The 26639-nt window shown below is 68.0% G+C and carries 27 protein-coding genes and 1 pseudogene; 19 read left to right on the top strand and 9 right to left on the bottom strand.

Annotated elements, in window-relative coordinates:
- The first annotated feature begins 35 nt into the window (after nucleotides 1–35).
- The 5 genes from P4826_RS10185 to P4826_RS10205 are packed head-to-tail and all read left to right on the top strand — an operon-like array spanning nucleotide 36 to nucleotide 6410.
- Nucleotides 36–1208 (top strand): EscU/YscU/HrcU family type III secretion system export apparatus switch protein, encoded by a 1173-nt coding sequence (locus P4826_RS10185; protein WP_317700302.1) that lies wholly within the window; start codon nucleotides 36–38, stop codon nucleotides 1206–1208.
- Complete coding sequence (flhA, locus tag P4826_RS10190; protein WP_317700303.1) at nucleotides 1205–3295, top strand: flagellar biosynthesis protein FlhA; 2091 nt, start codon at nucleotides 1205–1207, stop codon at nucleotides 3293–3295. The genes P4826_RS10185 and flhA overlap by 4 nt, the downstream gene beginning before the upstream one ends.
- Entirely contained in the window at nucleotides 3292–4899 is a 1608-nt protein-coding gene (flhF, locus tag P4826_RS10195; protein WP_317700304.1) for a flagellar biosynthesis GTPase FlhF, read from the top strand. The genes flhA and flhF overlap by 4 nt, the downstream gene beginning before the upstream one ends.
- Nucleotides 4889–5689: a hypothetical protein gene (locus tag P4826_RS10200; protein ID WP_317700305.1), complete on the top strand. Its 801-nt coding sequence runs from the start codon at nucleotides 4889–4891 to the stop codon at nucleotides 5687–5689. Before flhF ends, P4826_RS10200 begins: the two co-directional genes overlap by 11 nt.
- Before the next feature lie 4 nt (nucleotides 5690–5693).
- Nucleotides 5694–6410 carry an RNA polymerase sigma factor FliA gene (locus P4826_RS10205; protein WP_317700306.1) on the top strand — a complete coding sequence of 239 codons (717 nt, stop codon included), beginning with the start codon at nucleotides 5694–5696 and terminating at the stop codon, nucleotides 6408–6410.
- Between the two features lie 75 nt (nucleotides 6411–6485).
- Here P4826_RS10205 and P4826_RS10210 read toward each other — a convergent pair whose 3' ends face one another.
- A complete protein-coding gene (locus tag P4826_RS10210; RefSeq protein WP_317700307.1) occupies nucleotides 6486–7412 on the bottom strand; it encodes an MBL fold metallo-hydrolase in 927 nt (308 codons plus the stop codon).
- Between the two features lie 25 nt (nucleotides 7413–7437).
- The gene (locus P4826_RS10215) at nucleotides 7438–9123 is read right to left on the bottom strand and encodes an AMP-binding protein (protein ID WP_317700308.1); all 1686 of its coding nucleotides are present in this window, start codon (nucleotides 9121–9123) and stop codon (nucleotides 7438–7440) included.
- Nucleotides 9124–9216: 93 nt separating this feature from the next.
- Here P4826_RS10215 and P4826_RS10220 point away from each other — a divergent pair, with 93 nt between their 5' ends.
- The 6 genes from P4826_RS10220 to P4826_RS10245 all read left to right on the top strand — a co-directional run bounded on the left by P4826_RS10220 (nucleotide 9217) and on the right by P4826_RS10245 (nucleotide 15463).
- The gene (locus tag P4826_RS10220; RefSeq protein WP_317700309.1) at nucleotides 9217–10140 is read left to right on the top strand and encodes an esterase/lipase family protein; all 924 of its coding nucleotides are present in this window, start codon (nucleotides 9217–9219) and stop codon (nucleotides 10138–10140) included.
- A gap of 174 nt (nucleotides 10141–10314) precedes the next feature.
- The gene (locus tag P4826_RS10225) at nucleotides 10315–12600 is read left to right on the top strand and encodes a TonB-dependent receptor (RefSeq protein ID WP_317700310.1); all 2286 of its coding nucleotides are present in this window, start codon (nucleotides 10315–10317) and stop codon (nucleotides 12598–12600) included.
- 283 nt (nucleotides 12601–12883) lie between these two features.
- Nucleotides 12884–13972: an alpha-hydroxy acid oxidase gene (locus P4826_RS10230; protein WP_317700311.1), complete on the top strand. Its 1089-nt coding sequence runs from the start codon at nucleotides 12884–12886 to the stop codon at nucleotides 13970–13972.
- Complete coding sequence (locus P4826_RS10235) at nucleotides 13966–14649, top strand: Fe2+-dependent dioxygenase (RefSeq protein WP_317700312.1); 684 nt, start codon at nucleotides 13966–13968, stop codon at nucleotides 14647–14649. Before P4826_RS10230 ends, P4826_RS10235 begins: the two co-directional genes overlap by 7 nt.
- A gap of 17 nt (nucleotides 14650–14666) precedes the next feature.
- Nucleotides 14667–14936 (top strand): PepSY domain-containing protein, encoded by a 270-nt coding sequence (locus tag P4826_RS10240; RefSeq protein WP_317700313.1) that lies wholly within the window; start codon nucleotides 14667–14669, stop codon nucleotides 14934–14936.
- A complete protein-coding gene (locus tag P4826_RS10245; protein WP_317700314.1) occupies nucleotides 14936–15463 on the top strand; it encodes a cytochrome b/b6 domain-containing protein in 528 nt (175 codons plus the stop codon). The genes P4826_RS10240 and P4826_RS10245 overlap by 1 nt, the downstream gene beginning before the upstream one ends.
- Before the next feature lie 54 nt (nucleotides 15464–15517).
- Here P4826_RS10245 and P4826_RS10250 read toward each other — a convergent pair whose 3' ends face one another.
- On the bottom strand, nucleotides 15518–17500 hold the full coding sequence (locus tag P4826_RS10250) for a lytic transglycosylase domain-containing protein (protein ID WP_317700315.1): 1983 nt from the start codon (nucleotides 17498–17500) through the stop codon (nucleotides 15518–15520).
- Nucleotides 17501–17515: 15 nt separating this feature from the next.
- On the opposite strand from P4826_RS10250, the gene P4826_RS10255 reads away from it, so the two are divergent.
- From P4826_RS10255 to P4826_RS10270, 5 genes and pseudogenes are all read left to right on the top strand, one after another.
- The gene (locus tag P4826_RS10255; RefSeq protein WP_317700316.1) at nucleotides 17516–18088 is read left to right on the top strand and encodes a 5-formyltetrahydrofolate cyclo-ligase; all 573 of its coding nucleotides are present in this window, start codon (nucleotides 17516–17518) and stop codon (nucleotides 18086–18088) included.
- A gap of 78 nt (nucleotides 18089–18166) precedes the next feature.
- Nucleotides 18167–18853: a glutathione S-transferase family protein gene (locus tag P4826_RS10260; protein ID WP_317700317.1), complete on the top strand. Its 687-nt coding sequence runs from the start codon at nucleotides 18167–18169 to the stop codon at nucleotides 18851–18853.
- A gap of 13 nt (nucleotides 18854–18866) precedes the next feature.
- Nucleotides 18867–19637, top strand: coding sequence for a metallophosphoesterase (locus P4826_RS10265; protein WP_317700318.1), 771 nt, complete (start codon nucleotides 18867–18869; stop codon nucleotides 19635–19637).
- Between the two features lie 99 nt (nucleotides 19638–19736).
- Nucleotides 19737–20021: pseudogene (locus P4826_RS19715) on the top strand (heme-binding beta-barrel domain-containing protein); the annotation flags it as partial.
- A gap of 83 nt (nucleotides 20022–20104) precedes the next feature.
- A complete protein-coding gene (locus P4826_RS10270) occupies nucleotides 20105–20311 on the top strand; it encodes a hypothetical protein (RefSeq protein ID WP_317700319.1) in 207 nt (68 codons plus the stop codon).
- An 85-nt stretch (nucleotides 20312–20396) separates the two neighbouring features.
- On the opposite strand, the gene P4826_RS10275 is transcribed toward P4826_RS10270, so the two are convergent.
- Both P4826_RS10275 and P4826_RS10280 read right to left on the bottom strand, forming a co-directional pair.
- Nucleotides 20397–20858 carry a hypothetical protein gene (locus tag P4826_RS10275; RefSeq protein ID WP_317700320.1) on the bottom strand — a complete coding sequence of 154 codons (462 nt, stop codon included), beginning with the start codon at nucleotides 20856–20858 and terminating at the stop codon, nucleotides 20397–20399.
- Nucleotides 20859–20893: 35 nt separating this feature from the next.
- A complete protein-coding gene (locus P4826_RS10280) occupies nucleotides 20894–21787 on the bottom strand; it encodes an LOTUS domain-containing protein (protein WP_317700321.1) in 894 nt (297 codons plus the stop codon).
- A gap of 41 nt (nucleotides 21788–21828) precedes the next feature.
- On the opposite strand from P4826_RS10280, the gene P4826_RS10285 reads away from it, so the two are divergent.
- The gene (locus P4826_RS10285; protein WP_317700322.1) at nucleotides 21829–23079 is read left to right on the top strand and encodes a multifunctional CCA addition/repair protein; all 1251 of its coding nucleotides are present in this window, start codon (nucleotides 21829–21831) and stop codon (nucleotides 23077–23079) included.
- Here the strand turns inward: P4826_RS10285 and trxC are convergent.
- From trxC to P4826_RS10305, 4 genes are read right to left on the bottom strand one after another with little or no spacing between them, the layout of a single operon-like run.
- On the bottom strand, nucleotides 23068–23508 hold the full coding sequence (gene trxC / locus P4826_RS10290) for a thioredoxin TrxC (protein WP_317700323.1): 441 nt from the start codon (nucleotides 23506–23508) through the stop codon (nucleotides 23068–23070). The two genes, P4826_RS10285 and trxC, sit on opposite strands and share 12 nt — an antisense overlap.
- A 60-nt stretch (nucleotides 23509–23568) precedes the next feature.
- Nucleotides 23569–23763 carry a DUF2905 domain-containing protein gene (locus P4826_RS10295; RefSeq protein WP_317700324.1) on the bottom strand — a complete coding sequence of 65 codons (195 nt, stop codon included), beginning with the start codon at nucleotides 23761–23763 and terminating at the stop codon, nucleotides 23569–23571.
- On the bottom strand, nucleotides 23764–24162 hold the full coding sequence (locus P4826_RS10300) for a VOC family protein (protein WP_317700325.1): 399 nt from the start codon (nucleotides 24160–24162) through the stop codon (nucleotides 23764–23766).
- A gap of 18 nt (nucleotides 24163–24180) precedes the next feature.
- Entirely contained in the window at nucleotides 24181–25266 is a 1086-nt protein-coding gene (locus tag P4826_RS10305) for a class I SAM-dependent methyltransferase (RefSeq protein WP_317700326.1), read from the bottom strand.
- Between the two features lie 166 nt (nucleotides 25267–25432).
- Here P4826_RS10305 and P4826_RS10310 point away from each other — a divergent pair, with 166 nt between their 5' ends.
- Together P4826_RS10310 and P4826_RS10315 are read left to right on the top strand one after the other, a co-directional pair.
- Nucleotides 25433–26227, top strand: a complete 795-nt coding sequence (locus tag P4826_RS10310; RefSeq protein ID WP_317700327.1) for an SDR family oxidoreductase — start codon at nucleotides 25433–25435, stop codon at nucleotides 26225–26227.
- Nucleotides 26224–26637: a dihydroneopterin aldolase gene (locus P4826_RS10315; RefSeq protein WP_317700328.1), complete on the top strand. Its 414-nt coding sequence runs from the start codon at nucleotides 26224–26226 to the stop codon at nucleotides 26635–26637. Before P4826_RS10310 ends, P4826_RS10315 begins: the two co-directional genes overlap by 4 nt.
- The last annotated feature ends 2 nt before the right edge of the window (nucleotides 26638–26639 follow it).

Here is a 26639-nt window from a genome sequence, read left to right on the forward strand (position 1 = left end):
TCCCGACAATGGCGTGACCCAGCAGTCACGCCACCATGAGCTCCAGCCAAGACAAACAACTCCCCGCAACCGAGCGCAAGCTGCAGAAGGCGCGCAGCGACGGCCAGGCCGCGCGCTCGCGGGATTTGTCGCACCTGGCCATCCTGGGCGTGGGCGCGCTGGGGCTGCTGACGCTGGCGCCCTGGTTCGTGGAATACCTGCAGCGCGCGCTGCGCCAGCAGCTGGTGTTTGACGCCGCCACGGTGCAGGCCACCGGCACCATGCTGCAGCGGCTGCAGACCATTGCCGGCGTGGGCGTGCTGGCCAGCCTGGCGTTTGCGCTGCTGACCAGCGGCGCCGTGCTGCTGGCCGCCGTGGGCGCGGGCGGGTGGATCTACAGCCTCAAGCCGATCACGCCGCAGTTCAACCGGTTGAATCCTCTGTCGGGCTTTGCCAACCTGTTTTCCAAGCAGCAGCTGACCAACGTCTCGAAGATGGTGCTGATGACGACCATCCTGAGCTTTGTCGCCTGGCGCTACATGAGCGACAGCGTGGAGAAGATGGCGCAGCTGGTGCTGCAGCCCTCGCCGCTGTCGCTGGGCCATGCGGGACAGTGGGTCGTCTCGGGCGTGGCCTTGCTGCTGCTGGTGGTGTTTGTGTTTGCCGTGATCGATGTGCCGCTGCAGGCCTTCTTCTTCAAGCAACGCCTGAAGATGAGCCATGAGGAGGTCAAGCAGGAGCACAAGGAGTCCGACGGCAACCCGCAGCTCAAGGGCAAGCAGCGCCAGCGGGCGCGCGAGATTGCCGACCGCGCCAGCATCACGGCGGTGCCCAAGGCCGACTTCGTGGTCATGAACCCCACGCACTACGCCGTGGCGCTGAAGTACGACGAGGCCAGCATGGGCGCACCCCAGGTGATCGCCAAGGGCACTGACTTGCTGGCCTTCAGAATTCGTGAGCTGGCCCAGCAGCACAGCGTGCCGGTGCTGCAGTCGCCCATGCTGGCGCGTGCCCTCTATGCCCACGCCGAGCTGGAGCAGCCCATCCCCGCCCAGCTGTACACGGCCGTGGCCCAGGTGCTGGCCTATGTCTACCGCCTGAAGGCGGCGTTGCGCGGCGAAGGCCGCATGCCGGACGCGCAGCCCGACCCCTATGTGCCGCCCGAGCTCGACCCGCACCACCAGCCCCGGCACGCCGGCGCGGCCCTGAACGCGGTGGATAAGACATGACCACGCCCTCCCCGCTCCACTCCATGCGGCAATGGGCCGGCACCCATGGCTCGGCCCTGCAGGGCCTGGCGGCGCCCATCCTGGTGGTAGCCATATTGGCACTGATGGTGCTGCCCATTCCGGCCTGGCTGTTGGACACCTTTTTCACGCTGAACATCGCCGTGGCGCTGATGGTGATGATGGTCGCGGCCTACATGCTGCGGCCGCTGGACTTTGCCGCCTTCCCGTCGGTGCTGCTGCTCACCACGCTGATGCGCCTGTCGCTGAACGTCGCCTCCACGCGCGTGGTGCTGCTGGAGGGCCATACCGGCCCGGGCGCGGCCGGCGCGGTGATCGAGGCGTTTGGGCATTTCCTGATCGGCGGCAACTATGCCGTCGGCCTGATCGTGTTTGCCATCCTGGTGGTCATCAACTTCGTCGTCGTCACCAAGGGCGCGGAGCGCATCGCCGAGGTGTCGGCGCGCTTCACGCTGGACGCCATGCCCGGCAAGCAGATGGCGGTGGACGCCGATCTGAACGCCGGCCTGATCGACGAAAAGGAGGCCAAGCGCCGGCGCGCCGAGGTGCAGGAGGAGGCCAACTTCTTCGGCTCCATGGACGGCGCGAGCAAGTTCGTACGCGGCGACGCGGTGGCCGGCATCCTGATCCTGATCATCAACATCGTCGGCGGCTTTGCCATCGGCATGCTCTCGCACGGCCTGTCGGCCGGCGACGCGGCCAACAGCTACATCCTGCTGGCCGTGGGTGACGCGCTGGTGGCGCAGATTCCGGGCCTCTTGATCTCGGTGGCGGCGGCCATGGTGGTCTCGCGCGTGGGCAAGGAAAAGGACATGGGCCAGCAGATCGTGCAGCAGCTGTTCATGTCGCCGCGCGTGCTGGGCGTGACGGCCGGCGTGCTGATCCTGCTGGGCGTGATACCGGGCATGCCGCATGCTGTGTTCCTGGTGATCGGCAGCGGCCTGGCCTGGGGTGCCTGGCTGCTGCTGCAGCGCCAGAAGCAGGCCGCCGTCGAGCCCGAGGCACCACCCGTCCCCATGGGCGATGGCGAGGCCAGCTGGGACGACCTGCAACCCGTGGATCTGCTGGGCCTGGAGCTGGGCTACCGCCTGATCACCCTGGTGGACAAGAACCGCCAGGGCGACCTGCTCACGCGCATCAAGGGCGTGCGGCGCAAGTTTGCCCAAGAGGTGGGTTTTCTGCCGCCGCCGGTGCATGTGCGCGACAACCTCGAACTGAAACCCAGCGGCTACCGCGTGCTGCTGCGTGGCGTGGTGGTGGGCGAGGGCGAGGCTTTTCCCGGCATGTTCCTGGCCATCAACCCCGGCGGCATCTCCACGCCGCTGATTGGCACGCCCACCACCGACCCGGCCTTCGGCCTGCCGGCGCACTGGATCGATGCCGGGCACAAGGAAGCGGCACAAATGGCGGGTTTTACGGTGGTTGATCCGGAAACCGTGATGGCCACCCATTTGTCACACTTGATGCAAGTACAGGCCGCCAGGCTCCTGAGTCGCACCGAGGTGCAGCAGCTCGTGGAGCATGTGGCCAAGCTGGCCCCCAAGCTCATAGAAGAAGTGGTTCCCAAGATGGTCTCGATCACGACGTTCCAGAAAGTGCTGCAGCTCTTGCTGGAAGAGTCCGTGCACATCCGCGACATCCGCACCATCATCGAAACCCTGGCCGAGCATGCCGCCAGCATCACCGACCCCGCCGAGCTGGCACGGCGCGTGCGCATTGCCCTGGCACCGGCCATCGTGCAGCAGATCTACGGACCGACGCGCGAGCTTGCCGTGATCGCCATCGAACCCGGGCTGGAGCGCCTGCTGGTGCAGGCCCTCTCCAATGCCAATGGCCAGGCGCTGGATCCGGGCGTGGCCGACCTGCTGACACACAAGGCGGCCGAGGTGGCGCTCAAGCAGGAGGAACTGGGCATGCCCGCCTGCCTGCTGGTGCCCGACGTGATTCGCAGCCCCATCGCCCGTCTGGTGCGCCGCGTGGCGCCGCGCCTGCAGGTGCTGGCGCACAGCGAGATTCCTGAAACCCACACCATCCGCATCGGCCCCATCCTCCAAGGTGCATCGTCATGAACATCAAACGCTTTACCGCCCCCACCGCCCGCGAGGCCCTGGCCAAGGCGCGCATGGCCTTCGGCGACGGCACGCTGATCCTGTCCAACCGCCCCACGGCCGAGGGCGTGGAGGTGATGGCCACGGCCGAGGAAACCCTGTCGTCCAGCCTGCAGGGCGACGCCGATGCAGAGCCCGGCAGCCGCCTGCAGCAGCGTGCCGACGACCTGGCCGCAAGCAAGCCGCAACGCCGGCTGAAAGACCAGCCCCGCCCCGCCGCCACGCCCGTCGCCGCACCGGCGCGCACCAGCGTGGCCAAGGACACCGAGCAGCTGGCCATGAGCACGCTGTCGTTCCAGGACTATGTGCGCGAGCGCATGCTGCGCCGTCGCCACGAGGCGCTGCAGGGCACGGGCAGTGCCACGCCCTTGACTGAGCGCGCCGCGCTGGAGCGCGGCCTGCCCGAGACACAGTTTGAGCGCCCGCTGAACCCCGCGCCGAACCGCGCATTTGAAGTCCACGCCGAAGCCGCGCCGCAGGCGCCAGCCGCCCAACCCGCGGCCATGCCCGTGGTGCGCCACAACCCGCTGCGCACCATGCATGCCGCCCTTGGCGCGGAGCAGCTCACGCCGCGCCGCACCGAGGCCGCCCCCACGCTGGCGGCCGGCGCCGGGCAGCAGCAGCTGATGCAGGAGCTGCAGTCCATGCGCAACCTGATCGAAGATCGCTTCAACACCCTGACCTGGCTCGGCCAGGCGCGGCAGAACCCGATACAGACCCAGCTCATGCTCAAGCTGATCCGCGCGGGCTACTCGCCGGCGCTGTCGCGCGCGGTGCTGGAGCATCTGCCCGAGCAGATCGAAGCCCCGGAGGCCGTGCGCTGGCTCATGGAGGTGCTGGAGCGCAACCTGCGCACCGACGCGCAGACACAGCCGCTGTACGAGCAGGGCGGCATCTACGCCATGGTCGGCGCCACCGGCGTGGGCAAGACCACCACCGCGGCCAAGCTGGCCGCGCATTGCGCGCGCATTCACGGCCCCGGCAGCGTGGGCCTGATCACGCTGGACACCTACCGCGTCGGCGCGCACGAGCAGCTGCGCAGCTACGGCCGCATGCTGGGCGTGGTGGCGCACCTGGCGCATGACCGCGCCGCGCTGCAGGACCTGCTGGGCCTGCTGGCGGGCAAGAAGATGGTGCTGATCGACACCACCGGCGTGGCGCCACGCGACCCGCGCAAGCGCGAACTGCTGGACGTGCTGGATCTGCCCGAGGTGCAGCGCCTGCTGGTGCTCAACGCCAGCAGCCATGGCGACACGCTGGACGACGTGCTCACGGCCTTCAAGACCAGCGGCGCGCAGCAGGCCATCCTGTCCAAGGTGGACGAGGCCGTGAAGCTCGGCCCGGCGCTGGACGCGCTGATTCGCCACCAGCTGGAGCTGCGCGGCGTGACCAACGGCCAGCGCGTGCCCGAGGACTGGGAGGCGGCCGACGCGCACAAGCTGATCGCCACCTCGATGCGCAGCAAGGTCAGCTCGGCCTTCGACCCCAAGGTCGGCGAGCTGAATTTCTTCTTCTCGCCCGCCACCGAGACGGCACACGACCAGGGACTGGCCCATGTTGCTTGACACCGCCATCCACCAGGCCATGGGCCTGAACAGCATCACGCCGCAGCGCGAGCTGCGCCTGTTGCCCGTGGTCAGCCAGCCCGATGGTGGCCCGTGGCTGGAGATGCTGTGGCAGCTGTGCTGGCACCTGCAGCGCCTGGGCTATCCCGTGGTGGTGCTGGACGCAACGGCCCAGGAAAGCCACCGCAGCCCGGGCCTTGCGCAACTGCTGGGCGCCCGCCCCTGGCCCGGTGCCGAGGCATTGAACGACGCGAGCGACGACGGCTCCCTGGCCGTGCTGCCCGCCGCACGCGGCCTGGCCTGGCTTGCCGGGCAGGCAGAGCTGGGCCAGGCCGGCGCCCTGCAGCGCCTGCAGCCACTGCTGCGCGCCTATGCCGCCGTGGTGCTGTACGCGCCACCCGAGCAGCTGGCACCGCTGCTGCACGGCAGCACCAGCGTGCCCCTGGTCATGACCGGCCCGGGCGCGCAGGGCATGGTGCGCAGCTATCGCCAGCTCAAGCATATGGCGCTGCATGCCGGCGTGCGCTGCACGGTCGCCGCCATCGTGGCGCCTGACGCCCAGGCGCAGCCGCGCCAGACCGCCGAGGCCCTGGCCACGCTGGCGCGCAGTGCCCGCCAGCACCTGGGGCAGCATATCCACACCACCAGCGTGGCTGCGGCGCGCGCCCAGGACATCCAGCGCCTGGCGCTGCAGCTGCTGGAAAATGCCGCCACCCTGGACCCCGCCACGCCCCTGCTGCAGCCGCCCGGCGCCTGCGCCACGGCCACGCACCCGGACTGGAGCCACTGAGACGATGTACACCGCCAAAGGCCAGCTCAACCGCGACGCGATGTTTCACCAGCATATGCCGCTGGTGCGTCGCATTGCCCACCACATGATCGCCAAGCTGCCACCCAACGTGGAGCTGGACGACCTGATACAGGTGGGCCTGATCGGCCTGACCGACGCGCTCACACGCTACGAGGTCACGCAGGGCGTGCAGTTCGAGACCTTCGCCAGCCAGCGCATCCGCGGCGCCATGCTCGACGAGCTGCGCGGCGGCGACTGGATGAGCCGCGGCGCGCGCAAGAGCCAGAAGGACATCGAGCAGGCCATGCACCGCGTCGAGCAGCGCCTGGGGCGCAGCCCCCTGGAATCCGAGATCGCCGCCGAGCTGGGCATGCAGCTGGACGAGTACCAGTCGCTGCTGGGCAAGGTGCGCGGCACGCAGCTGGTGTACCTGGAGGACATGGGCGGCAGCGACGAGGGCGAGGAAGGCTTCCTCGACCGCCACGCGGCCGACGAGGACGCCGACCCCATGGCCGTGCTGCGCGACCAGCGCCTGCGCGCCGCCCTGGTTGCCGCCATCAAGCTGCTGCCCGAACGCGAGCAGCACATCATGGGCATGTACTACGAGCACGACATGAACCTGAAGGAAATCGCCGCCGTCCTGGGCGTCACCGAGTCGCGCGTCTGCCAGCTGCACAGCCAGGCCATCGCCCGCCTGCGCACCAAGATGCGCGGGCACTGAAAGCCTCATTGGGGTCAGATTCCAATTAATTGGTTAAATATGGATCTGACCCCAATTAATGCGCAATTAATGCGATCAAGCGTTGTGTAGCGTCTCGCCCTCGCGTCGCGCGGCGCCGGTGGCGATGAGTTCCTGCACCAGCTCCTCTGTCCACTGGCCGGCCATGCGATCGGCAAAGTAGCGCTGGTGCAGCCGCGCGTAATAGGGCGTGGCGGCCAGCCAGGCGTGGACCTGGGTCAGCGGGGCCTGCTGCCATTCGAGCAGCTTGTATTTCAGCAGTACCTTGGCGGCGTAGCGGGCATGTCTCACGGGGTCGGCCTCGAAGCCCGCCAGGCGCCGGCGCGCGCGCGCGATGGCCTCGGGCACGTCGGCAAACACGCCGCCATGGCCGGGGATGACGGTCAGCGGCTGCAGGCGCGCTATCAGATCCAGCGTGGCACCCACCTCGGCAAAGGCGTCTTCACCGTCGAGCTCGGGGAACACCACGCCAAAGCCGTTTTCCCATAGCGCGTCGCCCGAGATCAGCAGGCGTGCGCGCGGCTCGAACAGCAGCACGGCGTGGTTGTCGTGGCCCGGCGCGGCGTGCACCTGCCAGGCGCGATCTCCGAGCTGCACCTCGCTGCCGGGCATCAGGCGCGCCTCGGCGCGAAAGCGCGGGCAGTCCTGGCCCGTGGGTGCGTAGCTCAGCGCCACCGGGTCCCAGTCCTGCACCTGATCCCACTGGCCCGGTGGGATCCAGGTCTGCACGGCCGGCCAGCGCGCCTGCAGCGCGGCGTTGCCACCGCAATGGTCGCTGTGCAGATGGGTGTTGAGCAGCAGATCCAGCGGCCGCCCGCCCAGGCTGGACTGCACCAGCGCCACGGTCTGCGCGGCGTTGCTGCAATAGCCGCTATCGACCAGGGCCGTGGCGTCGCGCCCCAGGAACAGCAGGTTGTTGGCCGACAGCCAGCTGCGCTCCATAACAATGATTTCTGGTGGTAGGGCAATATGGGTAAGCGGCATCAGCTATTAAATAGATAGTAAAATTTCAGGCGTGGGCGCGCAGTTCGCGCCGCAGTATCTTGCCCACATTGGTCTTGGGCAGCTCGTCGCGGAACTCTATGTACCGGGGGCGCTTGTAGCCGGTCAGCTGGTCGTGGCAATGGCGCGCCACCTCGTCCTCGGTCAGGGCCGGGTCGCTGCGCACGACGAAGATCTTGATGGCCTCGCCCTGGGCCTCGTCGGGCACGCCCACGGCCGCGCATTCGAGCACGCCGGGGCACAGCGCCACCACCTGCTCGAGCTCGTTGGGATAGACGTTGAAGCCGCTGACCAGGATCATGTCCTTCTTGCGGTCCACGATGCGCGTGTAGCCGCCCTCGTCCATGATGCCGATGTCGCCCGTGCGCATGAAGCCGTCGGCCGTGAAGGTGCGCGCGTTTTCCTCGGGCTGATTCCAGTAGCCGGGCATGACGTTGGGGCCGCGGATGCAGATCTCCCCGGCCTGGCCGGTCGCCAGGCTGGCGCCGGCGTCGTCCTTGATGGCGATGTCTATGCCCGGCAGCGGCAGGCCGATGCTGCCGCTGAAGCTGCTGGCGTTGACCGGGTTGTTGGTGCCTATGGCGCAGGTCTCGCTCATGCCCCAGCCCTCGATCATGGTGCTGCCGGTGAGCCTGTGCCATTGCTGCGCCGTGGACTCGCTGGCGGCCATGCCGCCGGCCTGGGAGACGCAGAGCTGCGAAAAATCGAGCTGCCGGAACCTGTCGTTCTGCAGCAGTGCGTTGAACAGCGTGTTCACCGCCGGCAGCAGGTGGAAGGGGCGCTTCTTCAGCACCTCGACAAACTTCGGTATGTCGCGCGGGTTGGGAATCAGCGTCAGGCGCGAGCCCTGGCGCAGCGCCAGCAGGCACAGCGTGAGGGCGAAGATGTGGTACAGCGGCAGCGCGGCGATGCTGTTGATGCGACCGGCGTCACCCACCCGGGCCAGCGCCGGGCTGAACCAGCTTTCTGCCTGCAGCGTGGCGGCGATGATGTTGCGCTGCGTCAGCACCGCGCCCTTGGACAGCCCGGTGGTGCCGCCCGTGTACTGCAGAAAGGCCGGCGTATCGGGCGTGACCTGCGCCGGCCGCAGCCTGCGGCGCGCGCCCAGGGCCAGGGCGCGCTTGAAACTCAGCACCTGGCGCCCGCCGGCCAGCGGTAGCTCATAGGCGGGCACCATCTTCGCCAGGTGGCGCACGGCAAAGCTGATCCAGCGCCCGTACCAGGGACCGAGCAGGTCGCCCATCGATGCGATCACCACATGCTGCACGGCGCTGTGCTCTACCACCTCGGCCAGCGTGTGTGCGAAATTCTCCAGGATCACGATGGCGCTGGCGCCCGAGTCCTGCAGCTGGTGCTGCAGCTCGCGCGCGGTGTACAGCGGGTTCACGTTCACGCAGGTGTAGCCGGCGCGCAGCACGGCCGCCATGGTCACGGCGAACTGCGGCACATTGGGTAGCATGATGGCCACGCGCGCGCCCGGCGCCAGGCCCTGGCCCTGCAGCCAGGCGCCCAGCTGGCCGGACAGGCGGTCGAGCGCGCCATAGCTCAGCCAGCGATCCATGCACACCGAAAACGGCCTGTCGGCGTGGCGCGCAAAGGACTCGTCGAGCATCTGCGCCACCGACTGGTATTGGTCGGCATCAACATCGTGGGGCACGCCCGGGGGGTAATTCTTGAGCCAGATTCTGTCCATGAGGAGCCTTGTGAAGATCGCACGCATTGTCAAAGTGGGCGCCGCGCCGCCCTACCGGGCTTGTCCTATGTTTGGTCACTCCGGAGACAGCCGGTGACGAACGCGCGCTGGCAGCGCTGGCTGGTGGCCTGGCACGGGGTGCTGGTGCTGGTCTGGCTGCAGGGCTTCTGGCAGCGCTCGGTGCCGCTGGCGCTGGCCGGGCTGGTGGCCGTGCCGCTGCTGTCGCGGTTGACCATGCTGCCGCAATTCCTGCTCATGGCCTGGGTCTGCCGGCACGATGCGGCGCCACGCCTGGGCGCCGCACGGCTGCTGCGCGCCTGGTGGGCCGAGTCGCGCTGGGCCGCCCTGGTGTTTGGCTGGTGGCAGCCGTTTCGCATGCATGCCGTGCCCGACTGGCTGCCGCCGCGTGCGGCCGATAGGCCTGCGCCGCGCGGCGTGGTGCTGGTGCATGGCTTTCTGTGCAACCGGGCCTTCTGGACGCCCTGGTTCGCACCGCTGCGCGCGCGCGGCCATGCCTTTGTCGCCGTGACGCTGGAGCCGGCCTTCGGCTCCATCGACGATTACGCGCCAGCCATAGAAGCCGCCGTACGCCGCGTCACCGAGGCCACCGGTCAGGCCCCGCTCATCGTCGGCCACAGCATGGGTGGCCTGGCGATACGCGCCTGGCTGCGCGCCACGCCCGATGGCGATGCGCGCGTGCACCGCGTGGTCACGATTGGTTCGCCACACCACGGCACCTGGCCTGCCGCCCATGCGCGCAGCATCCCCGGCCAGCAGATGCGCCTGCACGGCCCCTGGGTGCAGCAGCTTGCGGCGCACGAGCCGCCCGCGCGCAGGGCGCTGTTCCGGTGCTGGTACAGCAACGGCGACAACGCCGTCTATCCCCCGGCTGCCGCCACGCTGGCGGGCGCGGACAACCGCTTCGTCGCCAGCCTGGCGCATGTGGAGCTGGCCTTTGACCCACGCGTGCTGGCCGATTGCCTGGAGCTGATTAAATTGGGGTCAGATTCTAATTAACCGGCAATCAAAGCAAGCACCCCAGGCGTCAACCCACGTTGCCTGACAGCAACATCACACCGCCGACGAACCAGCCATCACCCGGTGAATGCGACTTATTCGCGTCGATTATTGCAAATGCGATTGATTTGCAATAATAATCCGGCCCGAAATTCCGCTACTGTTGAGACGCACATGCCACCCTTTTCCGCCCTGAAGAAACCCAAAAGCCTGCGCATGGCCGCCGCGCTGCTGCCGCTGTCGGCCATGGCCCAGCAGGCACCGGCGCCCGCGCCGGTGCACACCCTGCCCGCCGTGACGGTGCAGGAGCAGGCCATAGACCCCAACCCCAACGCCGAGGTGGGCGCGCCCTACAAGGCCAAGACCTCGGCCGACACGCGCCACACGCGCCCGCTGGCCGAGACGCCGCAGACCATCCAGGTGGTGACGGGCGAGGCCATCCGCGACTCCGGCCAGACCGACCTGAAGAGCATTCTGGCCACCCAGCCCGGCATCACCCTGGGCACGGGCGAGAACGGCAACGCCTTTGGCGACCGCTACATCATCCGCGGCCAGGAGGCGCGCTCGGACGTGTTCGTGGACGGCCTGCGCGACCCCGGCATGACCACGCGCGAGAGCTTTGCCATCGAGCAGGTCGAAATCTCCAAGGGCCCCAACTCCAGCTTTGCCGGGCGCGGCTCGGCCGGTGGCGCGGTGAACGCCGTGACCAAGCAGGCCACGCTGGACTATGACTTCACGCGCATTTCGGCCGGCGTGGGCACCGACAAGCACCACCGCCTGACGATGGACGCCAACAAGGGTTTCAGCGACAGCTTCGCCCTGCGCGCCAATGTGCTGACCGCGGGCGAGGACGTGCCCGACCGCTCGCCGTCGCGCCGCCGCCGCGACGGCCTGGCGCTGTCCGGCCTGTGGGAGCTGAACAGCGACCTGTCGGTCACGCTGGATTACTACGGCCTGCGCGCCAAGGACAAGCGCCCGGATCTGGGTGGCTTCCTGATGGGCACCACGCCCAACCGCCGCCCGGCCAGCGGCGTGCCGGTCTATGCGCAAAGCAACGACTTCGTGAACTCCGACGTGGACACGGTCACCGCGCGCATCGCCTACCGCTTCGCCCCCAACCTCAAGCTGACCAGCCTGACACGCTACGGCCAGTCGGACAACGGCTACGCCACCACCGGCGCCTCGTTCAACGCCAACGCCCAACGCCCGGCCCTGGACGGCGGCCACACCGGCTGGCAGGAGGTGAAGTACTTTGCCCACCAGGACAATCTGCGCTGGGACAAGGAGATCGCCGGCCTCAAGCATGAATTCATCTTCGGCTTCGAGTACACCGACCACAAGGTGGTGTCCGGCAACTACGGCGTCACCACCAGCGGCACGCCCAACTGCCGCACCGCCGCAGGCGCCGGCCCCAACAATGGCTTCTGCCTGACCGACGCCAGCGGCAACGTCCTGCCCAACCTGGGCAACCTGGCCGGCCGCAGCTACGACCGCCTCGGCTGGACGCGCGACTGGCGCGTCAAGACCTTTGCCCTGTCGGCCATGGACACGGTGGACCTGACGGACAGGTGGACGCTATTTGGCGGCCTGCGCGCCGACCACTACGACCTGACGCTGGACACGCGCAACAACCAGACCGGCGCCATCACGGGCAACTACGGCTTCAACGACACCCTGGTCAACGGCCACCTGGGCGTGAGCTACAAGATCAACCCCATGGGCATGGTCTACGCCAGCTACGGCACGGCGCAGGACATCAACGGCGGCGAGCCCGACACCGGCACCAGCGCCGGCTACGGCGGCCTGGTGATCTTCAACGGCAGCGCCGCCGGCGCCAAGCCCGAGACCTCGCAGAACATCGAGCTGGGCACCAAGTGGAACCTGCTGGACGACAAGCTGCTGGCCACCGCCGCCATGTTCCAGACCACCAAGGATGACGTGATGGAGGGGGCGGACTACAACACCGCCGGCACCTTCAACACCGGCAAGAACCGCGTGCGCGGCATCGAGTTCGGTCTGGCCGGCAACCTGACGCGCGACCTGCAGGTGCAGGCCGGCGCGGCCTTCATGAAGTCCAAGGTGCTGAAGTCGGCCACCGCCAGCAACGTCGGCCGGCCGCTGGCCAACTTTGCCGACCGCAGCTTCGCCGTGCAGGGCAAGTACCAGTTCACGCGCAACTTCGCGCTGGGCGCGGTGGCGCGCTACGAGAGCAACCGCTGCGGCGGCCAGCCCGATACCGGCGCCGGCTTCAACGCCCAGGGCCATTGCTCGCAGCCCGTGCCGTCGTTCAGCGTCTATGACCTGTTCGCCACCTACCGCATCAACAAGCATGCCGACCTGCGCCTGAACGTGCTGAACGTGACCGACAAGGACTACTACACCGCCGTGTACCGCTCGGGCGCCTTCCTGTACAAGGGTGACGCCCGCGCCGTGCGCCTGACGCTCAACCTGGATCTCTAAGATCGAATCGACCTGACTAGGCACATGTCTCAGACGGAGCCGCGAGCCCTCACCCCCACCCTCTCCCAGAGGGAGAGGGAGTAATGCCGGCGCAACCGGTCGCCCTCGCCCCTTTGGGGAGAGGGAGGGGTGAGGGGCATCTGCGACATGTCCATAGTCAGGCGAATCGGCTTCCAGCGGTTGCTGGATAACCGCTGAAAGCTATATTTTTGATAGTTAAGCGTGATGCGTTGGGCGTTTTGCGCAATACCGCTCAACGCAAGACGCTGAACGCCCAACCTGAATGAACAGCATTCCCCCCGGCGTCTGGAACGCCATCGACTACGAGCGGCTGGCCGTCCAATCCATGGACGCCGGCCGCTACGCCTATGTGGCCGGCGGTTGCGGTTGGGACCGGGCGGTGGCAGCCAACCGCGCCGCCTTTGCCCGCTGGGCCGTACTGCCGCGCCTGCTGCGCGACATGCGCTCCGGCCACAGCCGCATCACGCTGGGCGGCCTGGATCTGCCCCACCCGTTGCTGCTGGCCCCGGTGGCGCACCAGCGCCTGGCGCATGCCGACGCCGAAATCGCCACGGCGCGCGCCGCCGCCGCCACCGGCAGCTGCCTGGTGGCCAGCACGCTCTCGTCCTGCACGCTCGAAGAAATTGCCGCCGCCAGCGGGCCGGCGCGCTGGTTCCAGCTGTACCTGCAGCCCGAGCGCGCGCACACGCTGGATCTGCTCGCGCGCGCCCAGGCCGCGGGCTACGCGGCCATCGTCGTCACGCTGGACGCCAGCATCCAGCTGGCCAGCCGCGCCGCGCTGGCGGCCGGCTTTGTGCTGCCCGCTGACTGCGTGGCGGCCAATCTGCGCGGCTATCCGCCAAGCGCCCCGGTGGCGCTGCAGGATGGCAGCAGCCGCATCTTCCAGGGCGCCATGCGCCACGCCCCCACCTGGGACGATCTGCATTGGCTGCTGCAGGCCAGCCCGCTGCCGGTGTGGGTCAAGGGCGTGCTGCACCCCGACGACGCACGCCAGCTGCAGGCAGCGGGCTGCGCCGGCCTGATCGTCTCCAACCACGGCGGGCGCAGCCTGGACGACGCACCGGCCTCTCTCACACAGCTGCCCGCCATCCGCGCCGCCGTGGGCGCGGACTACCCGCTGCTGCTCGACGGCGGCGTGAGAAGCGGCCAGGACGCCTTCAAGGCCCTGGCCCTGGGCGCCAACGCCGTGCTCGTCGGCCGCCTGCAGATCTACGCCCTGGCCGTGGCCGGCGCCCTGGGCGTGGCGCATATGCTGCAGCTGCTCGTCGAGGAGCTGCAGGCCGCCATGGCCCAGGCCGGCTGCGCCACCCTTGCCGATACCACCCCCAACTGCCTGACACCCTCATGCTGATCTCCATCGACCAAGTCCTCACCAAGGAAGAAGTGCGCCAGTTTCGCGCCGAGCTGGACGCCGCCCACTGGGACGACGGCGCCGCCACCGCCGGCACGCTGTCCAAGGCCGTCAAGCACAACCAGCAGATCGACGACCGCAGCGAACTCTGCCAGCGCCTGGGCCAGCAGATACTGCGCCGCCTGGGCGCCACGCCGCTGTTCATCAGCGCCGCGCTGCCGCGCACCATCTACCCGCCCAAGTTCAACCGCTATGCAGGCGGCGGCACCTACGGCGCGCATGTCGACAGCGCGCTGATGTATCTGCCCGGGAGCAACCAGCAGATGCGCACCGACCTCTCATGCACGCTGTTCCTGGCCGAGCCCGAGGAATACGAGGGCGGCGAGCTGGAGGTGGAAGGCCCGTTTGGCGTGCAAAGCGTGAAGCTGGCCGCCGGCGACATGGTGCTCTACCCATCGACCAGCCTGCACCGCGTGACGCCGGTCACCCGCGGCGCGCGCGTGGCCTCGTTCTTCTGGATCGAGAGCCTGGTGGCCGACGAGGGCGAACGCACCCTGCTGTTCGACCTGGATCAGTCGATCCAGCAGATGACGCCGCTGGTCGCGCCCGATGACATGCGGCTGATCCAGCTCACCGGCGTGTACCACAACCTGCTGCGCCGCTGGGCCAGGCCCTGACCCCACAAGGAAATCCCATGAAAACCATCATCCACACCATCGCCGCCCTGGCGCTGACCGCCAGCGCCAGCGCCGCCTTTGCCCACGGCAAGGTCGAATGCCCGCCCCACCCCAAGTCCGAATGGCGCCCGCACACCGAGCTGGAGCAAAAGCTGGTCAAGGAGGGCTGGAAGATCCGCCGCATGGAGAAGACCGACAGCTGCTACGAGGTCTACGCCAAGACCCCGGACGGCAAGCGCGTGGAGGCCTTCTTCGACCCCAAGACGCTTGAGCGCGTCGAGGAGTGATGCGCGTCTGGGACGCCCCGGTGCGCCTGCTGCACTGGGGCCAGGTGGCGGCCGTGGCCCTGGCCTGGTGGTGCAGCGACGACACCGGCCCGCTGCATGAATACATAGGCTATGGCGCCATCGCCCTGCTGGCCGCGCGCCTGGCCTGGGGTTTTGCCGGCAGCCACTACGCGCGCTTTGCCCAGTTCGTGCGCAGTCCGCGCGTCACGCTGGCCTACGCCCGCACCGCCGTCGCCGGCCGCGCGCCGCGCTACATAGGCCACAACCCGCTGGGCGGCTGGATGGTGCTGGCGCTGCTGGCCAACCTGGGCGCGCTGGGCTTCACCGGCTGGCTCTACACCACCGACATGTTCTGGGGCTACGGCTGGCTGGCCGACCTGCACCAGGCGCTGGCCTGGGCCTTGCTGGCGCTCGTCGCCCTGCACATCGCCGGCATGCTGTGGACCAGCCGCGCGCACCGCGAAAACCTGGTGCGCGCCATGTTCACCGGCCGCAAGGCCGCAGCGCGCGGCGACGATGTGGCTTGAAACCAGGCGCAGCGCCCACCCACAAAGCGCCAAAAGCTATAAATTAAATAGTAATCAAGGCAAATCCTTGTTCGGCTCCGGTTCGCCCGATCCGCGTGGGCCGACCTGCCCCAGGCGGCTCTTGAGCGACTGCGGCGCGCCGGTCAGGATGGCGGCGTAGTTCACGGTGTTGGCCAGCACCTTCTTGACATAGTCGCGCGTCTCGTTGAAGGGCACGTTCTCGGCCCAGATGGCGGCGTCCAGCACCGGGCCGTTGCGCCAGTTGCGCGGGCGGCCCGGGCCGGCGTTGTAGGCGGCGGCGGCAAGCGGCATGGAGCCGTCAAAGTCGTCCAGCGCCAGCTTCAGATACGCCGTGCCGATGGTGATGTTGGTGTCGCGGTCGTTGATCTGGCTGGGCGTAAAGCCCGTCAGGCCGATCTTCTTGGCCGTCCAGCGCGCCGTGGCCGGCATCACCTGCATCAGGCCCGAGGCCCCCACGCCGGAGCGCGCGTCCATGATGAAGCGGCTTTCCTGCCGGATCAGGCCATAGACATAGGCCGGGTCCAGGCCGACGCCCTGCGCCCGCTCGACTACGGCACTGCGAAACGGCATCGGAAAGCGCTGGCCGGCGTCGATCACGGTCTTGGTGCGTTCGCTGGTGTTGATGCAGCGGTCCCACACCTGCTGCTGGCAGGCCAGGTCGGCCGCGGCCAGCAGCTCGCGCTCGGCCATGCCGCCGGCCTGGTGCAGGTTGGTGCTGTAGTTCCATTCGCGCACGCCCTCGGCGCGCAGGCCCATGGCGATGGCGTACAGGGCACGCTGCAGGCCAGGATTGGCGCGCGCGGCGGCCTTCTCCGCATCGGTGAGCGGCGCGGGCGCGGGCGGCGGCGTGACGCGCTCGCCCAGCTCCTCCAGCGCCAGCTGCTCGTAAAAACCCGTGCTGGCGGCGATGCGCTCATACAGCTGACGCGCCTGGGCGCGCTCTTCGTCGCCGGCACGGCCCGCCGTGAGCGAGCGCGCCTTCCAGTAGGTCCAGGTGCTGTCCTGGCGCGCTGTGGGGCTCATGGCGTCGATGGCGCGGCCCACCTGCTTCCACTGGCCGGCGCGCAGCGCGGCGCGCACCTTCCAGGCCAGCAGGTCATCGTTCAGATCCGCGTCACGGCTGACGTTGCCAAAGTAGCCGGCGGCATCGGGCGAGAGCGCCAGCGCCGCCTGCTTGCCAATCACACCCCAGAGCCAGTTGCGCTCCTCGGCCGACAGGTGCACGCCCCATTTGTTCTCCAGCAGGCCGGCTGCGACACCGGCGTCGCTCACGGCCATGCGTATCAGGGCCAGCACCACCAGCTCCTGGCGCTCACGGCCGCGTGCCGTGGCGTGGCCCTTGAGGTATTTGGCGGGCGCGTCCAGCGCCTCGCGCAGCGGCGCCAGGGCCTCGGGGGCGACGACCTCCACCGCCTTGCGCGCCACGCGCAGGCGGTTGGCCTCGGCGGCCAGGCGCGCCTTGCGCCATATATCCAGCGGCTTGACCTGCCTGGCGGCCAGCATCTCGGCGGCGGCGTTGGCGCAGCCGTCGTCCATGTCGCGCAGGGCGTACCAGTTGCGCAGCACCTCGGCGCCGGCGTCCTGCGCGGCCTGGCCCCTGATCTGGTCTATGGCCAGGGCGTAGCAGCGCACCTCGCGGTCGTCGCCCATGCGGTAGTGGGGGTGCAGCTCGGCAAACTGCTCCCAGTCACGGCGCTGACCCAGCAGCAGCAGCCAGTCGTTGCGCAGCCGGTCTTCCTGGTAGCTGCCGGCCCAGCGCTGCAGAAAGGCATTCACCTCGGCGGGCTGGGCCATGTCCAGACGTGCGCGCAGCTCCCAGTAGGCGGCCCAGGGCTCCAGCACATGGCCGCGCGCGCCAGGAAGCAGCGTGGTCAGCCTTTGCCTGTCGCCCTTGCGAAAGGCCTGCTGCATCTCCAGCAAGGTGTCGTCGCCACGGTTTTGCGCCGCCGCCCAGGGGGCGGAGGCGGCGAGCACCGCCGTGGTCAGAAGGGGTGTCAGAATCTTGAGCCATTGCATGGGGGGAATTATCGGATGGACAAAGCAGCCCTACGCCGCGATTTGATTGCACAACGCCTGAGCCTGCCCGACCGGCTGCTGCGCGCCGACCAGCTGCAAAGCGTCATGCGCATCTGGCTGGTGGACCGGCCAGACACCGTCATCGGCGCCTACTGGCCCATCAAGGGCGAGTTCGACCCGTTACCGGCCCTGCACCGCTGGAAGGAGGACGGCGAGCTGCTGGACCAGCCCCAGCTGCGCCGCATCGGCCTGCCGGTGGTGAACAAGGCGCACAAGACCCTCACCTTCCACGCCTGGTACCCGGGCTGCCCGATGGAGGAGGACGCCTACGGCATCCCCAAGCCCAAGGACACCGAGCCCATCCACCCCACGCTGCTGTTCGTGCCCTGCGTGGGCTACGGGCCGGGCGGCTACCGCCTGGGCTATGGCGGCGGCTTCTACGACCGTACCCTGGCCACGCTGCAGCCGCGCCCCACCACCGTGGGCCTGGGATACACCCACGGCTACCTGGACGAATTCGAGCCCGAGGCGCACGACCTGCCGCTGGACGCCATACTGAATGACAACGGCGTGGTCTGGCCGGTGTGAAAGAAAAGTGGCTGTAACGCAATACAGCAAAGCGCCGACAGCTCTTGTTTTTGAAGCGTCAACACAAAGGGATGCCCCATGCTCCAGCTCTACATAGGCAACAAGAACTATTCCTCCTGGTCCATGCGGCCCTGGGTACTGCTGCGCCAGGCCGGCATTGCCTTCGAGGAGGTGTCGGTGCGCTTTGACAGCTTTGATGCCGGCTCGCAGTTCAAGCGTCAGCTGCAGGCCGTCAGCCCCGCGGGCAAGGTGCCGGTGCTGGTGGATGGCGACACCGCCATCTGGGACAGCCTGGCGATTGCCGAATACCTGGCCGAGACCTACCCCGACAAGCAGCTGTGGCCCCAGGACAAGGCCGCACGCGCCCGCGCGCGCAGCGTGACGGCCGAGATGCACAGCGGCTTCGCCGCGCTGCGTAGCCATTGCGGCATGAACATCGAGGCGCGGCTGCCCGAGGTCGGCGCCATCCTCTGGCGCGACCAGGCCGGCGTGCGCGCCGACGTGCAGCGCCTGGTGGACATGTGGGGCGAGCTGCTGGCGCAGCATGGCGGGCCCATGCTGTTCGGCCAGTTCACGATTGCCGATGCCTTCTACGCGCCGGTGTGCATGCGCCTGGCGACCTACGCCCTGCCCGTGCCGCAGCCCATCGCCGACTATGTGCGGCGCGTGCAGCAGCTGCCGGGCGTCAAGGCCTGGATCGACGGCGCGCTGGCCGAGCGGGACTTCCTGGACTTCGAGGAGCCCTACCGTATCCGCCGCGCCTGACGGCCCATCGTCCATGAAACTGCACATCCTGTCCGACCTGCACCTGGGCGTGCAGGGCATGGAGCACCCGCAGACCGATGCCGACATCGTCGTGCTGGCCGGCGACATTGCCCGCCCCGCGCAGGCCGTCGCCTGGGCCCAGGGTTTTGGCAAGCCGGTGCTGTATGTACCGGGCAACCACGAGTTCTACGGCGCCAGCCACGCCCAGGTGCTGGCCGAACTGCAGCGGCTGAGCCAGGGCACGCGGGTGCAACTGCTGGACAACCGCAGCGTCACGCTGGCCGGCGTGCGCTTTGTGGGCTCCACGCTGTGGAGCGACTTTCGCATCTTTGCCAGCGAAGAACAGCGCCAGCAGGCCATGGAGCAGGCGCAGCGCTTCATGTACGACTTCAGCCGCATCCGCATGGGCCCCGAGCCCGGCGACGCGCTGTTCACCCCGCAGGACGCCGCCGCCCTGTACGACGCCAACCTGCTGTGGCTGCGCGCTGCGCTGGCCGAGCCGTTTGACGGCCCCACGGTGGTCATCACGCACCATGCGCCCACGCTCAACAGCATCCATCCGCGCTTTGCCGGCTCGCCGCTGAACGGCATCTTCGTCTCGGACGCGCAGGACCTGGTGGCGGCCAGCGGCGCGCGGCTGTGGATACACGGGCATACGCACGACAGCTTTGACTACCAGGTACAGGGCACGCGCGTGCTGTGCAACCCGCGCGGCTACGCCAAGGAGGGCAAGGTGGAGAACGCGCTGTTCGACGCGCGGCTGGTGGTGGAAGTGACCGCCTGATAGCCAGGGTGTCAGCGCGGTGATGCATGCAAGCCGTTTGCAACACGCACGCACAAGGAATACGTTGGGTACACCTTTCGCAACGACAAGGAGTACGCCATGGCAGAAATTCTTGGACCGCAGCGCCTGGGCCCTTTGACACCGCTGGTGGGTGAATGGGAAGGCAACGTCGGCGTGGATCTGTCCTACCACAACGAAGACGATCTGACGGGCGAGACCGGCTACTTTGAAAAGGCCTGGTTTCGCCCCATCCCCAAGCAGGAGAACGGCAAGCAGTCGCTGGAAGGCCTGACCTACCAGATGACCGCCTGGCGCCATGGCGAGGAGGCGATGAACCCCTTCCACGACGAGGTCGGCTACCTGCTGTGGGAAAAGGCCACCGGCGAGATCATGCGCGCCGTGGTCTTCGGCCGCGGCATCGCGGCACTGGCCGGGGGCACGCGAATGCACGCGACAAGGTCTTCACCTTGCGCGCCACGCCGGGGTCACCGTCCTATGGGCTGGTGCAGAACAAATACCTGCTGCAGCGCGCCGAGATCAAGGACTTTGTCACCACCTTCAAGGTGCACGGCGACGGCACCTTCAGCTACGAATCCGACCTGCTGCTCCAGCTCGCCGCGACGGGCGGCGAGATGCACCACACGGATCGCAACACGCTGCACCGGGTCAAGTGAGCCAGCCGCGCCACACGCGGCCATGCGTCGCGGGACCATGAGGTGACGCACCCAACGCAAGGCGCGCCACCAACGACAGCCGTCGTCACCCCTGGCGGAACTGCCTGCGCAAGTACGCCTTGTGGCGCGCGATATGCGCCAGTTGCTGCGGGGCGATGGAGCCGGCCAGGTCTTCTTCCTCGGTGTTCAACACCGCGTTGGCGTACGCCATGGCCCGGGCCACCACCGCCGCCTCGTCCAGGCCTTGCGCGGCCGCCAGGTCCAGCGCCACGCGGCGCATGGCGCGCTGCGCCAGGAGCCACTGGGCGCCATAGGCATCCCAGGCGGCGGCTGATTCCAGCGCCTTGTCGTGCTCGGCCAGGATTTCATTGAGCGGCTTGGCCAGCACCTCTTGCAGGCCGTTCACCTGCGCCTTCAAGGCTTCGAACTGAGCCTCGCGCTGCAGGGCCTCTGCGGCGGCGTCAGCCGCAGCATCGGGCGCCGTAGGCACTGGCACGCTGCCGTCGGGATTGAGCTGTGTGATGGTGAGTGAAGATGCAATGGACATGGATGGGGTTCTTGGCAATTCTCGCAATGTGCTCGTCATTCGCGCCGGCTGTTGCTTCCGATAAGCCGCACCCGTGGTGGAATTTTGCGCCCCTCGGCATCGTGCCTCACGATGCCAAAAACACGGGATTCATGAATCACCTGCGGCCAACTGGCATAGCCATAGTTCTCCGGCTTTTCATGTGGATGCAAGGCATGCAATTTCTCCAGCACGGCACTGAGCAGCAGGGTTCCGTCACTGGCCGGTGCAGTGCCTGCTACTGCATCGCGCAGGGCGCCGAGCAACATGGTCGATTCCAAAGGAATCTTGTCGCCGAACAACGCCGCCCGCCCCTGGGGGCTAGCGAAAAATGCAGTCATCTGCTCTCCCGCTGCGACCATGTCTTTGCCAATCCCCTGGATTTCAAGGCGAAAGCGCTCCGCCTTTTCATAGCCCGCTTGTAAATCCTCCAGCGCCAGCGCGCAGCCTTCCAGGCTCCACAGATCAAACTGATCGACCAGGTGATGCACCCATTCATTGCGCAGGGCCACCATTTCGCGCATTGAAGCCTGCAGCGCTTCGAATGCTTCAGAAGAAATCGATTGCCGAAAACTGAACTTCATCGACATGCGGTCATCAGGCAAGTCGCGCTCTCTCTTTGTGTCAGAAGGCGCCTCGGTATTGGTGACAACATCGCCAAAAAAGGCCGTCACTGCGCCCCCCAGCGTCATGGAGGCCAAGCGTTCGTTATCAAACGTGCGGCTTACTTCAAACGCAGCGGCGCCCTCGCCCGCCCGTCCCGAATGGACTGCCGTAAAGTCCGCGTCATGCAACAACGCCTTCAACAGCCGTTCCGACTGCTGCAATGAAAGCATGCAACGCCCCAGCCAACGCTGCACTTGGCGCTGCGGCTCCGCGTATGCGGGCTCAGGTTGATCGATAGGTTCCATGCATTTGATGGCCGGAAATCCGGCGCCTCTAAACTCGCTCGATGCAAATCTATATGGTAGGCGGAGCCGTCCGCGACAGGCTTCTGGGCCGCCCCGTCAATGACCACGACTGGGTCGTCGTCGGCGCCACGCCCGAGGACATGGCGGCGCGCGGCTTTGTGCCCGTGGGGCGCGATTTTCCGGTGTTTCTGCACCCAAAGACGCACGAGGAATACGCGCTGGCGCGCACCGAGCGCAAGAGCGGGCGCGGCTACCGCGGCTTTGTCGTGCAGACCTCGCCCGACGTGACGCTGGAGGAAGACCTGGCGCGGCGCGACCTCACTATCAATGCAATAGCTGTTGGCGCAGACAGTACGGGCGCTGAGGCCATTTTTGACCCTTATAACGGCAGGCAAGACATCGAACGGCGCCTGCTGCGCCATGTGACCGATGCCTTCCGCGAAGACCCGGTGCGCATCCTGCGCGTGGCGCGCTTTGCGGCGCGCTTCACCGATTTCTCGGTGGCGCCCGAGACCATGCAACTGATGCGCGAGATGGTGCAGCACGGCGAGGCCGACCACCTGGTGGCCGAGCGTGTGTGGCAAGAACTGTCGCGCGGGCTAATGGAGCCGCAGCCGTCGCGCATGTTCGCGGTGCTGCGCGAATGTGGCGCGCTGGCCGTGGTGCTGCCCGAGTTCGACCGCCTGTGGGGCGTGCCCCAGCGCCCCGAATACCACCCCGAGGTGGACACCGGCGTGCACGTCATGATGGTGCTGGACATGGCCGCGCGCCTTTCGGCACCGCTGGCCGTGCGCTTTGCCTGCCTGGTGCATGACCTGGGCAAAGGCACGACGCCGCAGGACATGTTGCCGCGCCACATCGGCCACGAGCAGAGGAGCAGCCGGCTGCTACAGGCCGTGGCCGAGCGCCTGCGCGTGCCCGTGGACTGCCGCGAACTGGCCGACGTGGTGGCGCGCGAGCACGGCAACATCCACCGCAGCGGCGAACTGGGCGCGGCCACGCTGGTGCGATTGCTGGAGCGCTGCGACGCGATCCGCAAGCCGGCGCGGCTGGACGAGATTTTGCTGGCCTGCGAGTGCGATGCGCGCGGGCGCCTGGGCTATGAAGACGCGCCCTACCCGCAGCGCGCGCGCATCAACGCGGCGCTGGTGGCTGTGCAGTCGGTGGTCACCAGCAGCATTGCCGCGCAGGCCGCCGCGCAGGGCCTGCAAGGCGCCAAGGTGGGCGAGCGCATCCACGCCGCACGCGTGCGCGCCGTGGCCGATTGGCTGGGCACGACCTCAACCCACTGAGCGCACCCAGCGCGCAATGTCGGCCGCGCCCAGGGCGCCCGAGACGCGCGCCACCTCTTGTCCACCACGGAACATGATCATCGTCGGAATGCTACGGATGCCGTAGCGCCCGGCGATGGCTGGATGCGCCTCGGTATCGAGCTTGGCCAGGCGCACGCCCGGCTCCAGGTCGCGCGCCGCCTGGGCGAAGGCCGGCGCCATCTGCCGGCAGGGCCCGCACCATGGCGCCCAGAAGTCCACCACCACGGGGATGTGGTTGCGCCCCACCTGCTTGTCGAAGCTGGCCGCGTCCAGCTCCAAAGGCGCGCCGGTGAACAGCGGCTGGTGACAGCTGCCGCAGTCGGGGCTGCTCGCCAATTGCGCGGCCTGCACGCGGTTGGTGGTGTGGCAGTGAGGGCAGACGATGTGCAGGGCTTCTGGGGTGGTCATGGCTGTGGGTTTGAAACGTGTTGCCCGCCTAACTGCGGCCAGATCGCGCAGATTTCAAGCTCAGAGCCACTTCACGGCCAGGCTCAGCAAAAAACTCAACAGCAGCGTGCTGGCCAGCGGAATGAACCAGTCGCGCCCGAACAGCCGAAACTGGAAGTCCCCCGGCAGCCGCCCCAGCCCCAGGCGCTTGAGCCAGGGCGTGAGCCCGTTGATCAGCACCAGGGCCAGAAAGACGACGATGAGCCAGCGCAGCATTCAGTAAACGGCAACTTCGACGAGGTTGCCATCCGGGTCGCGGCAATAGACCGATTGCATGGTGCCCAACGCCCCCGTGCGCTCCACGGGTCCCACCTCCAACGCAACGCCTACGCTGGCGAAATGATCCAGCACCTGCCGCATAGGCTGGGCGGTAATGAAACACAGGTCGTCACTGCCCGGCATGGGGTTGGCGCCGGTGAACCAGGCCACGGTGTCCTCACCCATGGGGCGCAGGTTGATCTTCTGGCGGCCGAACTTCACCGCCACGCGCGGGCCGGTGCGCGAGTCGAACACCTCGCGCTCCATGCCCAGCACTCTGGCATACCAGGCGGCGCTGGCCTGCACGTCGGCGACGTTGAGGACGATGTGGTCGATGCGGTCGATTTCGAGGGTCATGGGGTCATCCTTTCCAGATCACAGCCTGTGCGTGCGGTCGCCCTGGGCAAAGCCCATGGGCGTCCAGGGCTCGCCCGGCGCCACGGCCAGTACCTTGAACAGCTCGCCCATTTCATGTTCTAGTATCAATTTGGCCGTTGGCACACGCTGGACAAGCGTCAACAGCTCCATTTTTTGGAGCAAACCGCAATTGAGCAGAAAGCGCGCCTGGCTGGTGTAGCCCAGCACGTGGAGGCCCGCGTCCTGCGCCGCCACGGCCATGGCCGTGAAGTTGACGTGGGCGGTGATGTCCTTCTGGCCCACGTCAGCCAGTGGGTCGTCGTCCGCGCGGTGGGCGCGGTGGCACATCACCGTGCCCATGTGGCGCTGGGGGTGGTAGTACTCGTCCTCGCCAAAACCGTAGTCGATGAGAAAGGCCGCGCCGCGCTTCAGGTGCGCGGCCAGGGTGCGCATGAAGGCCTCGGCCTGCGCATGGATCTCGGTCAGGTAGTCGTGCCCGCCTTCGATCTCGACGGGGGGGCGCAGATCGGTGGGCCGGTCCTGCCAGGCAAAGCCGCCATCCTGCCCCGTGACCACGCCGCGCTCGTGCCAGATATCGTCCGTGCGCTGCAGCAGCTGCACGGGCATGGCGTCCAGCACCTCGTTGCCGACGACCACGCCCTCGATGGACGCGGGCAGGCGCTCGGCCCAGGCCACCTTGTCGCCCCAGGGCGCAAGGCGCTCCTGCTGGCGTGCGCGCAGCTCGCCCGACAGATCGACGATGGTGTAGCGGCGCAGGCTGCTGCCCAGCTCGCCCAGGACTTGCTCGGCCAGCGCGCCGCTGCCGGCGCCGAATTCCCAGACCTCCTGCGTGCCGGTGGCGTCCAGCGCCTCACGCACCTGGGCGGCCAACACCTGGCCAAAGACGGGGGACAGTTCCGGTGCGGTGACGAAGTCGCTGCCGTCCTCGGGCATGCGGCCCAGCTTGCGCAGACCGCCCGCGTAATAGCCCAGGCCGGGGGTGTAGAGGGCCAGCTCCATGAAGCGGTCAAAGCCCAGCCAGCCGCCGGCGGCGGTGATCTGCTGGTGGATATGGTGGATAAGCGCGTCGGTGGGGGTGGTCATAATTTGCGGTTTTGCGCGCGTCATGCGCTGGTCTGATGAGCGATTGTTTCAACTCATTTCCCCCGCGACCCTCGCCTCTGTGGGGGCCGTGGTGCCCATGGCGTGCCGGGCTGCGCGGCATGGCGGGCATTGTATTTCCCGGCCATAGGCACCAAGGAGCGACCGCATGAACCACACCGACTGGGTCCTCGTCACCGGCGCCGCGCACCGCCTGGGGCGCGAAATCGCCCTGGCCTTCGCGGCCGCGGGCTGGGATGTGCTGTGCCACTACCGCGCCTCGCTCGCCGGCGCCGAAGGCACGCAAGCCGCAGTGCGCGCCCTGGGGCGCGAATGCCTGCTGGTGCCGACCGACCTGGCGCGGCCCGATGCCGCCACTGCCCTGTTGCAGCAGTGCGTGGCCGTCACCGGCCGGGCGCCGCGCTGCATCGTCAACAACGCCTCCATCTTCGAGGCCGACGACGCGCGCACGGCCAGCGCCGACATGCTGCTGCGGCATTTCCAGACCAACACCGCCACGCCGCTGCTGCTGGGCAATGCCCTGCATGCGTGGCTGATTGCGCAGGGCGAGGCCACGCACGGGCAGCACAGCGTGATCCACGTGCTGGACCAGAAGGTGCACAACCTGAACCCCGACTATTTCTCTTACACCGTGAGCAAGCTGGCCCTGGAGCGCAGCGTGCAGCTACAGGCCCAGGCGCTGGCGCCGCTGGTGCGCGTGTGCGGCCTGTCGCCGGGGCTGATGTACCTGAGCGGCCCGCAGACCCAGGACAACTTCGACCAGGCCAGCCGCGTGAACCTGCTGCGCGAGCCGATTGCGCCGCTGGACGTGGCGCGCTGCGCGGTGTTCATCGCCAGCAACGCCAGCCTGAACGGCTGCACGCTGCAGACCGACAACGGCCAGCACCTGGTGCCCCTGGCGCGCGACGTGATGTTTGCCATCGGCGAAAATCCGCGCCCATGAATTCCATACTGCTCGCCTTCGGCGCCCTGGACGCGCGCCTGGCCACGCAATGCCGCGCCTTGAGCCTGCGCCGACACGAGGTGCCGGTGCGCATAGGCGTGCATGCGCACGAGCGCCAGGGCGCGCAGCGCATGTGGTTCGACGTGGATCTGTGCGTCAAGCTGGCCCAGGCGCCGGCGGATCGTGACCATATCTCGCAGACGCTGGACTACGACTTCGTGCGCGAGGTGATCGCGCGCGAGGTCGGCGGCCAGCACCACGAGCTGCAGGAAACCCTGTGCGACGCCATCGCCACCGCCCTGCTGCAAGAAAATGGCGTGCACGCCGTGCGCGTGGCCACGCGCAAGCCCGACATCTACCCCGACAGCGCATCCATCGGCGTGGAGCGGGTATGCATCAAGCCCTGGTGAAG

Source organism: Diaphorobacter limosus (genome assembly GCF_033100095.1).
GTDB classification, from domain to species: Bacteria; Pseudomonadota; Gammaproteobacteria; order Burkholderiales; family Burkholderiaceae_C; genus Alicycliphilus; species Alicycliphilus limosus.

What these genes read in the sequence shown, in the direction of transcription:
- P4826_RS10185 (WP_317700302.1), top strand. Translation starts at nt 36, where the DNA reads ATGAGCTCCAGCCAAGACAAACAACTCCCCGCAACCGAGCGCAAGCTG.
- flhA (WP_317700303.1), top strand. Translation starts at nt 1,205, where the DNA reads ATGACCACGCCCTCCCCGCTCCACTCCATGCGGCAATGGGCCGGCACC.
- flhF (WP_317700304.1), top strand. Translation starts at nt 3,292, where the DNA reads ATGAACATCAAACGCTTTACCGCCCCCACCGCCCGCGAGGCCCTGGCC.
- P4826_RS10200 (WP_317700305.1), top strand. Translation starts at nt 4,889, where the DNA reads ATGTTGCTTGACACCGCCATCCACCAGGCCATGGGCCTGAACAGCATC.
- P4826_RS10205 (WP_317700306.1), top strand. Translation starts at nt 5,694, where the DNA reads ATGTACACCGCCAAAGGCCAGCTCAACCGCGACGCGATGTTTCACCAG.
- P4826_RS10210 (WP_317700307.1), bottom strand. Translation starts at nt 7,412, where the DNA reads ATGCCGCTTACCCATATTGCCCTACCACCAGAAATCATTGTTATGGAG.
- P4826_RS10215 (WP_317700308.1), bottom strand. Translation starts at nt 9,123, where the DNA reads ATGGACAGAATCTGGCTCAAGAATTACCCCCCGGGCGTGCCCCACGAT.
- P4826_RS10225 (WP_317700310.1), top strand. Translation starts at nt 10,315, where the DNA reads ATGCCACCCTTTTCCGCCCTGAAGAAACCCAAAAGCCTGCGCATGGCC.
- P4826_RS10230 (WP_317700311.1), top strand. Translation starts at nt 12,884, where the DNA reads ATGAACAGCATTCCCCCCGGCGTCTGGAACGCCATCGACTACGAGCGG.
- P4826_RS10235 (WP_317700312.1), top strand. Translation starts at nt 13,966, where the DNA reads ATGCTGATCTCCATCGACCAAGTCCTCACCAAGGAAGAAGTGCGCCAG.
- P4826_RS10240 (WP_317700313.1), top strand. Translation starts at nt 14,667, where the DNA reads ATGAAAACCATCATCCACACCATCGCCGCCCTGGCGCTGACCGCCAGC.
- P4826_RS10245 (WP_317700314.1), top strand. Translation starts at nt 14,936, where the DNA reads ATGCGCGTCTGGGACGCCCCGGTGCGCCTGCTGCACTGGGGCCAGGTG.
- P4826_RS10250 (WP_317700315.1), bottom strand. Translation starts at nt 17,500, where the DNA reads ATGCAATGGCTCAAGATTCTGACACCCCTTCTGACCACGGCGGTGCTC.
- P4826_RS10255 (WP_317700316.1), top strand. Translation starts at nt 17,516, where the DNA reads ATGGACAAAGCAGCCCTACGCCGCGATTTGATTGCACAACGCCTGAGC.
- P4826_RS10260 (WP_317700317.1), top strand. Translation starts at nt 18,167, where the DNA reads ATGCTCCAGCTCTACATAGGCAACAAGAACTATTCCTCCTGGTCCATG.
- P4826_RS10265 (WP_317700318.1), top strand. Translation starts at nt 18,867, where the DNA reads ATGAAACTGCACATCCTGTCCGACCTGCACCTGGGCGTGCAGGGCATG.
- P4826_RS10275 (WP_317700320.1), bottom strand. Translation starts at nt 20,858, where the DNA reads ATGTCCATTGCATCTTCACTCACCATCACACAGCTCAATCCCGACGGC.
- P4826_RS10280 (WP_317700321.1), bottom strand. Translation starts at nt 21,787, where the DNA reads ATGGAACCTATCGATCAACCTGAGCCCGCATACGCGGAGCCGCAGCGC.
- P4826_RS10285 (WP_317700322.1), top strand. Translation starts at nt 21,829, where the DNA reads ATGCAAATCTATATGGTAGGCGGAGCCGTCCGCGACAGGCTTCTGGGC.
- trxC (WP_317700323.1), bottom strand. Translation starts at nt 23,508, where the DNA reads ATGACCACCCCAGAAGCCCTGCACATCGTCTGCCCTCACTGCCACACC.
- P4826_RS10295 (WP_317700324.1), bottom strand. Translation starts at nt 23,763, where the DNA reads ATGCTGCGCTGGCTCATCGTCGTCTTTCTGGCCCTGGTGCTGATCAAC.
- P4826_RS10300 (WP_317700325.1), bottom strand. Translation starts at nt 24,162, where the DNA reads ATGACCCTCGAAATCGACCGCATCGACCACATCGTCCTCAACGTCGCC.
- P4826_RS10305 (WP_317700326.1), bottom strand. Translation starts at nt 25,266, where the DNA reads ATGACCACCCCCACCGACGCGCTTATCCACCATATCCACCAGCAGATC.
- P4826_RS10310 (WP_317700327.1), top strand. Translation starts at nt 25,433, where the DNA reads ATGAACCACACCGACTGGGTCCTCGTCACCGGCGCCGCGCACCGCCTG.
- P4826_RS10315 (WP_317700328.1), top strand. Translation starts at nt 26,224, where the DNA reads ATGAATTCCATACTGCTCGCCTTCGGCGCCCTGGACGCGCGCCTGGCC.